This is a genomic window from Actinomadura sp. NPDC049382 (assembly GCF_040677125.1).
GTDB classification, from domain to species: Bacteria; Actinomycetota; Actinomycetes; order Streptosporangiales; family Streptosporangiaceae; genus Spirillospora; species Spirillospora geliboluensis.
The window spans coordinates 1-8920 of sequence record NZ_JBFARO010000213.1; the positions used below are offsets into that span (position 1 = coordinate 1).

Consider the following 8920-nt stretch of genomic DNA (forward strand, 5'->3'; position numbering starts at 1 on the left):
TCGCCGACTTCCCGACCGAGAAGATCGCCGAGACGACCCGCGACTACCGGCAGCTCGGCATCGGCTACGCCAACCTCGGCGCGCTGCTGATGGCGACGGGTGATCGGCGCGCTCGCCATCTTCGCGTGCGCGTGGATCTTCTTCGGCGGCGTCTTCGGGATCAGGTACGAGGAGCCGCCGGGTCCGGAGCGCACCATCGGCGTCTGCGTCATGGTCCTGCTGGGCTGCATGACGACGGTCGCGGCGCTCGCCGTCCTCGCCCCGTTCTTCGTCGGCCCGCTCGGCGGCCTGGTCGGCCGGATCGGGACGGCCGTCAGCGGCGAGGCCGGGCGGCTCGCCCGCGCCACCATCACCCGCAGCCCGCGCCGGGTGTCGTCGGCGGCGTCGTCGCTGATGCTGGGCGTGGCGCTGGTCGGCGCGACCGCGCTGACCGTGCTGTCGGTGGACGCGCGGTTCGCCGAGACCGGCGAGCAGGTGATGCGGGCCGAGCACGCGATCGCCGCGACCGGCGCGACGTCCGGCGGCCAGGCGCCGCTGCCCCGCGACACTGTGGCCAAGGCCGCGGCCGTGCCCGGCGTGTCCGCCGCCGCCGCGCTGACGGCATCGCAGATCAAGCTCGTCTCGCCGCCGCCGAGGCGGCCGTCGCCGGAGGAGCCGCCGCTGCCGGTCTACCTGGCGGTGACGGGCGCCGACCAGAAGGCGCTGCCGGAGGTGCTGAGGCTCGGCGGGCGGCTGCCCCGGCTCGGGGACGGCGAGATCGCCCTCACCTCCACGGTGATGAAGGGCCAGAAGATCAAGAAGGGGCAGCGGATCGTCGTGCGCGGGGCGCAGGGCCGCGTGCCGCTGACGGTCGCCGCCGCCTACCACGACCCGTCGCACCTGTTCGCCGACCAGGCGCTGGTGTCGGCGGCGACCATGGACCGGCTCGACCCGGACGCGCCCGCGCAGGTCGTCCTCACGCGGGGCGGCTCCGAGCGGGACCTCGCCCGCGCGTTCGCCGACACGCCCGGCGTCGAGGTCCTCGGCAAGGGCGCCTACGTGAACCTGGCCAAGGGCGCGATGACCAGCGGGCTGACGGTCATCTACGGGTTCATCGGGATGGCGCTCGTCCTCGCCCTGTTCGGGATGGCGACGACCGTCTCGATGAGCGTCGGCGAGCGGACCCGCGAGTTCGGGCTGCTCGGCGCCGTCGGCGCGACGGTCGCGCAGATCAGGGCGATCGTCCGCTGGGAGGCCGCGACCGTCGTGCTGCTCGGCGGGCTCCTCGGCATCGGGACGGCGCTCGGCAGCGTGTTCCTGATGTACGTCGCGACGGGCAGCTCGTTCCTGGCGCCGAACCCGCCGTGGTGGCTGTTCCCGCTGGTCATCGCGGGCGCGGCGGCGGTCGCCCTGGCGACGTCGGCGCTCCCGGCCCGGCGGGCCGCCGAGGTCCCGCTGCTGGAGGCGGCCAAGTCGGAGTAGCGGGCCGGACGCCGGCGCGGCGGTCTACCGGTAGGCGGCGGCTACCGGTAGGCGCCGTGCCGGTGGCAGCCGGTGAGGTGGTCGTCGACGAGGCCGCACGCCTGCATCAGGGCGTAGGCGGTGGTGGGGCCGACGAAGCGGAAGCCGTGCTTCTTCAGCTCCTTGGAGAGCGCCTTCGAGGCGTCGGTGAAGGCGGGGACCTCGGCGGTGTCGGTGTAGGCCGGGGAGGCCGGGTCGGCGTGCCGCCAGGCGGTCGCGGCGAGGCCGCCGGGCAGCTCGAGGGCGGCGCGGGCGTTGCCGACCGCCGCCTCGATCTTCGCCCGGTTCCGGACGATGGAGGCGTCGCCCATCAGGCGCTCGACGTCGTCCGGGCCGAACCCGGCGACCTTCTCCGGGTCGAAGCCGCAGAACGCGGCGCGGAAGTTCTCGCGCTTGCGCAGGATCGTCAGCCACGACAGGCCCGACTGGAACGCCTCCAGGCAGAGCCGCTCGTAAAGACCCTGGTCGTCGCGGACGGGACGGCCCCACTCGTCGTCGTGGTAGGCGATGTAGTCGGGCGTCGACAGCCCCCACGGGCAGCGTCCCCGCCCGTCCTCGCCGATGATCGCGGTGCTCACGCGCCCCGTTCTACCTCACGCCTCCGACAGAACGGCCAGGCGGCGGAGCCCGAGCCGCAGGAACGCCTTCACGACCGGGCCGGCGACGAGCCAGCCGGCGCGGCCCAGCGGGCCGAACGGGAGGTCGATGCGCTCCGCCCAGACGACGCGGCTGCCCGTCCCCTCGGGGACGACCTTGAACCACGCCTCGCCGCGCACGATGCGGCCGGTGTGCCGGACGGCGACGCGCCGGCCGTCCTGCCAGTCGGTGATGACCATGGTGTCGACGAACCCGACCGGGCCGATGCCCGTCCGCGCGCTGATCTCGTCGCCGGCCTTGGTGCCGCCCTCGGCGCTGGTGAACGGCATCCACTCGGCGTGCCGCGGCCAGTCGGTGAGGATCTCGAAGACCCGCTCGGGCGGCGCGGCGGACACGGCCTCGGCAATGACGGCGACTTCGCTCATCGGTGCTCCTCCCCCGGTTCGTCCTTGGCGGGCACGGTCTGCTTCTCGGCGGGCGCGGTCTCCTTGCGGAGCACGACCTGCTCGGCGGGCTCCTCCAGGCCGTGCAGCGCGCCGATCGGCGGTGTGTCGTCGCCGGCACGCCTGCGCAGGTCGTGGAGCTGGCGTTCGAGGTCGGCCACGCGGGCGTCGCGCTCGCGCAGGGCCTCGGTGAGGCGGTGGACGGCCTCGTCCGTCACCTGCATCTGGTAGCCCCAGATCGTCGCGGGAAACCTGATCCGGGCGCCGGACGGGAGGATCGGGCGCCCCTCGACGTCCAGCCTGAGCGGCGCGTAGTCCGGATGGGTCTCGGCGAGCTCGCCGCCCCGCCCCATGGCGAGCACGACGACGGCGCCCAGCACGGCCAGGCCGGCCAGGACGAGCACCACGGTGACCATCACGCTCCGATCTGCCTGCGTCCCTGTGAAGGACGATCCCCGGACTCCGATCGTGCCACGCTTGGCGGCATGAGCATGCAACGGCGGATGGTCCTTCCACCGGACGCACCGGTTCCGGACGGTGCCGTGGACGCGGGTACGGCGCCCCCCGCGAGCCGGGTGGAGCGGCTCGCCGCCTCCGGGGGCGCCGTGCTCGTCACGCTGGAGACGGACGCGCGGGAGCCCGATCCCGGGCTGCTCGCCGCCGCGTCCGTCTACGCGTGGCTGGGTGCGGTGTGGTTCCGGGTGCCGGAGTCCCAGGCGGACGGGATGCGCCAGGTGCTGGACATGGTGGCGTCCATCGAGGGCACCCGGCCTCCGGCGGTGGCCCGCCGGGGCCTCGCCTGACTTCGGCTGCCCGGCCCCGGCGGCCGCGGCCCGGCCCGGCTAGCCGCGGAGGCGGTGCCAGGGGCCGGTGATGGCGTAGGTCGCGCCCGGGTCCGACTGGCGGTTGGCGAACAGGGTGCGGCCGTCCGGGGAGAACGTGACGCCGGTGAACTCGCTGCCGTTGAGGGCGTTGCGCGCCATCGCGAACGGCTTGTTCTTGCGGGTGGTGCCGACGAGGTACTGCTCGCCGTCGCCGTCCTCGGCCAGGATCACGCCGCCGCCGTACGGAGAGACGGTGATGTTGTCGGGCCCGTCGAACCGGCCGCCCGGCTTGAAGATCAGCTGGAGCTCGATCGTGTTGTGGCGCGGGTCGTAGGTCCAGACCTGCCCGGCGTGGTCGCCCGCGGCGCCGTCCTCGGTGTTGGAGAAGCTGGCGACGAAGTACGCCTTGCCGTGCCCCCACCAGCAGCCTTCGAGCTTCTGGCTGCGGGTGACCGTGTCGAACTGCTTGCGGACGGACGTCTGCTTCGCCGACGGGTCCGGGACGTCCAGCCACTCGACGCGCAGCCGGGTGCCGGGCTCGGTGACGAGGGACAGGTCCTCGACGCCGCGGACGTTCATCGCCTCCAGCTTCCCGCCCCGCATGTAGGCGTGGTAGCCGCCGTGGTGGGCGCGGGGCCGGAACCGGTAGAACAGCCCGAACGGCCCGGACGCGTCCTCGGTGAGGTAGGCGGTGAGGGTGTGCGGGTCGACGGCGACGGCCTCGTGCGCGAACCGGCCGAGGCCGGTCAGCGGGACGGGCTCGGTGCGGCGGCCGTCCGGGTCGACCTCGAACACCCAGCCGTGGCTCTTGGTCTCGCCCTTGACGCCCTCGGTCTCCTCGCAGGTCAGCCAGGTGCCCCACGGGGTGCGGCCGCCGGCGCAGTTGACCGCCGTCCCGGCGAGGCTGACGTACTGCGACAGCAGGTTGCCGCGGCTGTCGACCTCCAGGGTGGTGGTGCCGCCGTTGACGGCCGGGTCGTAGGTCAGCTCGGGGCGGCCGACCGCGCGGGTGCCGTTGGTGCCCTGCTCGTGGTTGCGCACCAGCCGGGTGCGGCCGTGCCGGCTGCCGGGGAAGGTGGCCATCCCGTCGTGGTGGCCGGGAACGACGACGCCCTCGGAGATGGGGTCGCCTTCCACCGACAGCTCCTTGTACTGGAAGCCCCTGGGCAGGTCCAGGACGCCCTTGGGGTCGGGGATGAGCGGGCCGTAGCCGAACGCCTCACCGGTGTCGGCGCCCGCGGAGGTCTGGAAGATTCCCTCCAGGCTTCCGGCGAGGGCGATGGACAGCGCGCCGGCCGCGCCGCCCTTGACGACTCCGCGACGGGTCACGGACATGGGGGACTCCTTCACGTAAGGGGATCACGCGGGAGCCTGGTCGCCGCCCCTGAACCGCCGGTGAACGATCACCGGCCGCCTGGCAAAACCCCAGGACAATCTCTGGGTCAGCGCGCCGTGGGAAAGGCCATGGAGGCGGTTTCGGACGGCCCGGAGGGCGCGGACGGCTCCGGCCAGCGGGACGTGACGGCCTTCGCCCGGGTGTAGAACCGGACGCCCTCGGGCCCGTGGACGTGGGTGTCACCGAACAGCGACGCCTTCCAGCCGCCGAAGGAGTAGAACGCCATCGGCACCGGGACGGGGACGTTGATCCCGATCATCCCGACGTGCACCGACCGCTGGAACCGCCGCGCCGCCGCCCCGGACGAGGTGAAGACGGCCGTGCCGTTGCCGTAGGGGTTGGCGTTGACCAGCGCGACCGCCTCGTCCAGGGTCGCGGCGCGCAGCACGGCCAGCACCGGCCCGAAGATCTCCTCGGTGTAGGCGGGCATGTCGGTGGTGACGCCGTCCAGCAGGCAGGGGCCGACGAAGAAGCCGGGGCCGGGCAGGTCGCGGCCGTCGACGACGAGCTTGGCGCCGGCGCGCTCGGCGTCCGCGACGCGCCCGCCGACCCGCTCCCGCGCCGCCGCGCTGATCAGCGGGCCCATCTCGCTGGCCGGGTCGGCGCCCGGCCCGACCGTGATCGCGCGGGCCCGGTCGGCGAGCCGCTCGATCAGCGGGTCGGCGGCGTCCCCGACGGCGACCGCGACCGAGATCGCCATGCAGCGCTGCCCGGCGGACCCGTAGGCCGCCGCGGTGATCTGGTCGGCGGCGAGGTCGAGGTCGGCGTCGGGCAGCACGACCGCGTGGTTCTTGGCGCCGCCGAGGGCCTGCACCCGCTTGCCGGCGGCGCTCGCCGCCTCGTGCACGTGCCGGGCGACGGGCGTGGACCCGACGAACGACACCGCCGCGACGCCCGGGTGCGCGATGAGCGCGTCGGCGGTCTCGGCGTCGCCGTGCAGCACGTTGAACACCCCGTCCGGCAGGCCCGCCTCGGCGTACAGCTCGGCGACCAGGTTCGACGCGGACGGGACGCGCTCGCTCGGCTTCAGCACGAACGCGTTCCCGCAGGCGATCGCGATCGGGTGCATCCACAGCGGCACCATGACCGGGAAGTTGAACGGGACGATGCCCGCGCACACGCCGAGCGGCTCCCGGAACGAGAACGCGTCCACGCCGGTCGACACCTGGTCGGAGTACTCGCCCTTGAGCAGCTGCGGGATCCCGCACGCGAACTCGACGACCTCGCGGCCCCGCACGACCTCGCCGCGGGCGTCGTCCAGCACCTTGCCGTGCTCGGCGGTGATCAGCCGGGCCAGCTCGTCCTCGTGCCGCTCCAGCAGGTCGCGCAGCGCGAACATGATCCGCGCCCGCCGGGTGAGGGACACCTCCCGCCACGTCGCGAAGGCGCGGGAGGCGGCGCCGACGGCGGCGTCCACCTCGGCCCGGCGGCCCAGCACGACCTCTCCGGTCTGCTGCCCGGTCGCGGGGTCGTGCACGGGCGCCGCGGTGCTCCCGCCGACCGGGACACCGCCGATCCGGTGCTGAATCGAGCGCATGGGGGTTCCTTTCAGGGGTTTCAGAGGTGGTGGCGCTGGGTCTTCTTGTCGTCCTCGTAGCGGGCGCGGGCCCGCGCGGTGGACTCCAGCGCGGAGACCTCGGCGACGGGGACGTCCCACCACGCCTCGCTGTCCGGGGCGGGGGCGAGCGGGTCGGTCTCGACGTGGACGACGGTGGTGCGCGGCGACGCGACCGCCGCGCGGAGCGCGTCCCGGAACCCGTCGACGCCTTCGGCGCGCAGCACGTCGGCGCCGAGGCTGGCGGCGTTGGCGGCGAGGTCGACGGGCAGGACGTCGCCGTCCAGCCCGGTGCCGGTACGGGCCCGGTAGCGGGTGCCGAACCGCTCGGCGCCGACGCTCTCGGACAGGTTCCCGATGGAGGCGTAGCCGCGGTTCTCGATGAGGACGACGACGAGCTTGACGCCCTCGGCGACGGCCGTGGCCAGCTCCTGCGCCATCATCAGGTACGAGCCGTCGCCGACGAGGACGAACACCTCGCGGTCGGGGGCGGCCATCTTCACCCCGAGGCCGCCGGCGATCTCGTAGCCCATGCAGGAGTAGCCGTACTCGACGTGGTAGCCCTTGGGGTCCCGCGTCCGCCACAGTTTGTGCAGGTCGCCGGGCATGGACCCGGCCGCGCAGACGACGACGTCGCGGGGGCCGGACAGCTCGTTGACGACCCCGATGACCGCGGCCTGCGCGGGGAGCCCGTCGCCGCGCGCGCCGTACGCCCCGTCGACGACGGCGTTCCACCGCCCGGCGAGCTCCCGGGTCTTCGCGCGGTACGCGTCCGGGACGGAGTGGCCGCCGAGCGCGGCGCCGAGGGCCCGGAGCGCCTCCCCGGCGTCGGCGACGACCGCCGTCCCGGCGAGCTTGAGGGCGTCGGGACGGGCGACGTTGATGTTGACGAACCGGACGCCCGGGTCGGCGAACAGGCTGTGCGAGGCGGTGGTGAAGTCGCTGTAGCGGGTGCCGATGCCGACGACGGCATCGGCTTCGCGAGCGAGGGCGTTCGCGGCCGTGGTGCCGGTCGCGCCGATCGCACCGACCGAGCACTCGTGGTCCCACGGCAGGGCGCCCTTGCCCGCCTGCGTCTCGGCGACCGGGATGCCGGTGCGCTCGGCGAAGGCGCGCAGTTCGTCGGTGGCCCGCGAGTAGATCACGCCGCCGCCCGCGACGATGAGCGGGCGCTCGGCCGACCGGAGGACGGCCGCCGCCTCCTCGATCGCGGCCGGTTCGGGGACGGGGCGCGGGATGCGCCACACCCGGCGGTCGAACAGCTCGTCCGGCCAGTCGTACGCCTCCGCCTGGACGTCCTGCGGCAGCGCGAGCGTGACGGCGCCGGTCTCGGCCGGGTCGGTGAGGACGCGCATCGCCGCCAGCAGCGCGCTGGGGAGTTGCTCGGGACGGTTGACGCGGTCCCAGTACTTCGACACCGGCTTGAAGCAGTCGTTGACCGACACGTCGTAGGACCGCGCGTCCTCCAGCTCCTGGAGGACGGGGTTGGCGGCACGGGTCGCGAAGATGTCACCGGGCAGAAGCAGCACCGGCAGCCGGTTGATGGTCGCCAGCGCGGCACCGGTGACCATGTTGGTCGCGCCGGGCCCGATGGACGTCGTGCAGGCGAACGTGGACAGCCGGTCGTTCATCCGGGCGTAGCCGGACGCCGTGTGCACCATCGCCTGCTCGTTGCGGGCCATGTAGTACGGGAAGTCGTCGGCGTGCTCCAGCAGCGCCTGGCCGAGCCCGGCGACGTTGCCGTGCCCGAAGATCCCGAAGCATCCGGCGAAGAAGCGCCGCTCTTCGCCGTCCCGCTCGCTGTACTGCGCCGCCATGAAGCGGATGACCGCCTGGCCCACGGTGAGTCTCGTGCTCATATGACCTCCACTGCTGCGTCCACGGCTCCGGCCACATCGCCGTCGGCAGGGTAAAGAAGGGAGCGGCCGACGACCAGGCCCCGCACGGTCGGCAGCCGCATCGCGCGGCGCCAGCCGTCGCGGGCGGCGCGCGGATCGGCGGACACCTCGCCGCCCAGCAGCAGCGCGGGCAGCGTGGAGGCGGCCATGACGCGCTCCATGTCCGGGACGACGGGGACCTTCAGCCAGGTGCGCGCGGAGGTCGTGCCGAGCCCGGACCCGATCGCGATCGCCCGGATCATCGCCTCGGGGCTGAGGTCGTTGCGGACGCGGCCGTCCACCCGGCGGGCGATGAACGGCTCCACCATCGCCATCAGCCCGTGCCCGGCGAGCGCCGACACCGCGCGGGCGCAGCTCTCCAGGGTGCGCGGGGTCGCCGGGTCGTCGTCGTCCACCCGCAGCAGCACCTTGCCGCCGTCGAAGCGGGACGCGGCGATCCCGTCGGCGCTGTAGGCGGTGAACCGGTCGTCGATCTCGAACGCGGAGCCGGCGAGCCCGCCCCGGTTCATCGAGCCGATCACGACCTTGCCGTCCAGGGCGCCGAGGAGCAGCAGGTCCTCGGCGACGTCGGGGGTGGCGAGGACGCCGTCCACGCCGGGGCGCTCCAGCGCCGTGCACAGCCGGTCGAGCAGCTCGCCGCGGTCGGCCATGGCGAGCGGGTCGCCGCCGGCGGCGAGCGCGCCGCGCGCCGGGTGGTCGGCGGCGAT

10 protein-coding genes are annotated in these 8920 nt (G+C 74.2%); 2 read left to right on the plus strand and 8 right to left on the minus strand.

The window, feature by feature from the left end; genetic code table 11:
* A partial coding sequence (locus tag AB0K34_RS45205; protein ID WP_364554687.1) for a hypothetical protein occupies nucleotides 1-212 on the minus strand: 212 nt, incomplete at its 3' end.
* Here AB0K34_RS45205 and AB0K34_RS45210 point away from each other — a divergent pair.
* A complete protein-coding gene (locus AB0K34_RS45210) occupies nucleotides 211-1461 on the plus strand; it encodes an FtsX-like permease family protein (RefSeq protein ID WP_364554689.1) in 1251 nt (416 codons plus the stop codon). The genes AB0K34_RS45205 and AB0K34_RS45210 overlap by 2 nt on opposite strands.
* A 41-nt stretch (nucleotides 1462-1502) precedes the next feature.
* Here AB0K34_RS45210 and AB0K34_RS45215 read toward each other — a convergent pair whose 3' ends face one another.
* The 3 genes from AB0K34_RS45215 to AB0K34_RS45225 are packed head-to-tail and all read right to left on the minus strand — an operon-like array spanning nucleotide 1503 to nucleotide 2959.
* Entirely contained in the window at nucleotides 1503-2078 is a 576-nt protein-coding gene (locus AB0K34_RS45215) for a DNA-3-methyladenine glycosylase I (RefSeq protein ID WP_138639692.1), read from the minus strand.
* A 15-nt stretch (nucleotides 2079-2093) separates the two neighbouring features.
* Nucleotides 2094-2522 (minus strand): SRPBCC family protein, encoded by a 429-nt coding sequence (locus AB0K34_RS45220; RefSeq protein WP_364554690.1) that lies wholly within the window; start codon nucleotides 2520-2522, stop codon nucleotides 2094-2096.
* The gene (locus AB0K34_RS45225; RefSeq protein WP_364554692.1) at nucleotides 2519-2959 is read right to left on the minus strand and encodes a hypothetical protein; all 441 of its coding nucleotides are present in this window, start codon (nucleotides 2957-2959) and stop codon (nucleotides 2519-2521) included. Before AB0K34_RS45225 ends, AB0K34_RS45220 begins: the two co-directional genes overlap by 4 nt.
* 66 nt (nucleotides 2960-3025) lie before the next feature.
* Here AB0K34_RS45225 and AB0K34_RS45230 point away from each other — a divergent pair, with 66 nt between their 5' ends.
* Nucleotides 3026-3343 carry a hypothetical protein gene (locus AB0K34_RS45230; protein ID WP_301174992.1) on the plus strand — a complete coding sequence of 106 codons (318 nt, stop codon included), beginning with the start codon at nucleotides 3026-3028 and terminating at the stop codon, nucleotides 3341-3343.
* A 39-nt stretch (nucleotides 3344-3382) separates the two neighbouring features.
* Here AB0K34_RS45230 and AB0K34_RS45235 read toward each other — a convergent pair whose 3' ends face one another.
* The 4 genes from AB0K34_RS45235 to AB0K34_RS45250 all read right to left on the minus strand — a co-directional run.
* Nucleotides 3383-4699, minus strand: coding sequence for an alkaline phosphatase PhoX (locus AB0K34_RS45235; RefSeq protein WP_171069285.1), 1317 nt, complete (start codon nucleotides 4697-4699; stop codon nucleotides 3383-3385).
* 107 nt (nucleotides 4700-4806) lie between these two features.
* Entirely contained in the window at nucleotides 4807-6297 is a 1491-nt protein-coding gene (locus AB0K34_RS45240) for a CoA-acylating methylmalonate-semialdehyde dehydrogenase (RefSeq protein WP_301174994.1), read from the minus strand.
* A gap of 20 nt (nucleotides 6298-6317) precedes the next feature.
* Nucleotides 6318-8174: a 3D-(3,5/4)-trihydroxycyclohexane-1,2-dione acylhydrolase (decyclizing) gene (gene iolD / locus AB0K34_RS45245; RefSeq protein ID WP_364554695.1), complete on the minus strand. Its 1857-nt coding sequence runs from the start codon at nucleotides 8172-8174 to the stop codon at nucleotides 6318-6320.
* A partial coding sequence (locus AB0K34_RS45250) for an aldolase (RefSeq protein WP_364554697.1) occupies nucleotides 8171-8920 on the minus strand: 750 nt, incomplete at its 5' end. The genes iolD and AB0K34_RS45250, both read right to left, overlap by 4 nt.

What these genes read in the sequence shown, in the direction of transcription:
- AB0K34_RS45220 (WP_364554690.1), bottom strand. Translation starts at nt 2,522, where the DNA reads ATGAGCGAAGTCGCCGTCATTGCCGAGGCCGTGTCCGCCGCGCCGCCC.
- iolD (WP_364554695.1), bottom strand. Translation starts at nt 8,174, where the DNA reads ATGAGCACGAGACTCACCGTGGGCCAGGCGGTCATCCGCTTCATGGCG.
- AB0K34_RS45240 (WP_301174994.1), bottom strand. Translation starts at nt 6,297, where the DNA reads ATGCGCTCGATTCAGCACCGGATCGGCGGTGTCCCGGTCGGCGGGAGC.
- AB0K34_RS45235 (WP_171069285.1), bottom strand. Translation starts at nt 4,699, where the DNA reads ATGTCCGTGACCCGTCGCGGAGTCGTCAAGGGCGGCGCGGCCGGCGCG.
- AB0K34_RS45210 (WP_364554689.1), top strand. Translation starts at nt 211, where the DNA reads ATGGTCCTGCTGGGCTGCATGACGACGGTCGCGGCGCTCGCCGTCCTC.
- AB0K34_RS45230 (WP_301174992.1), top strand. Translation starts at nt 3,026, where the DNA reads ATGAGCATGCAACGGCGGATGGTCCTTCCACCGGACGCACCGGTTCCG.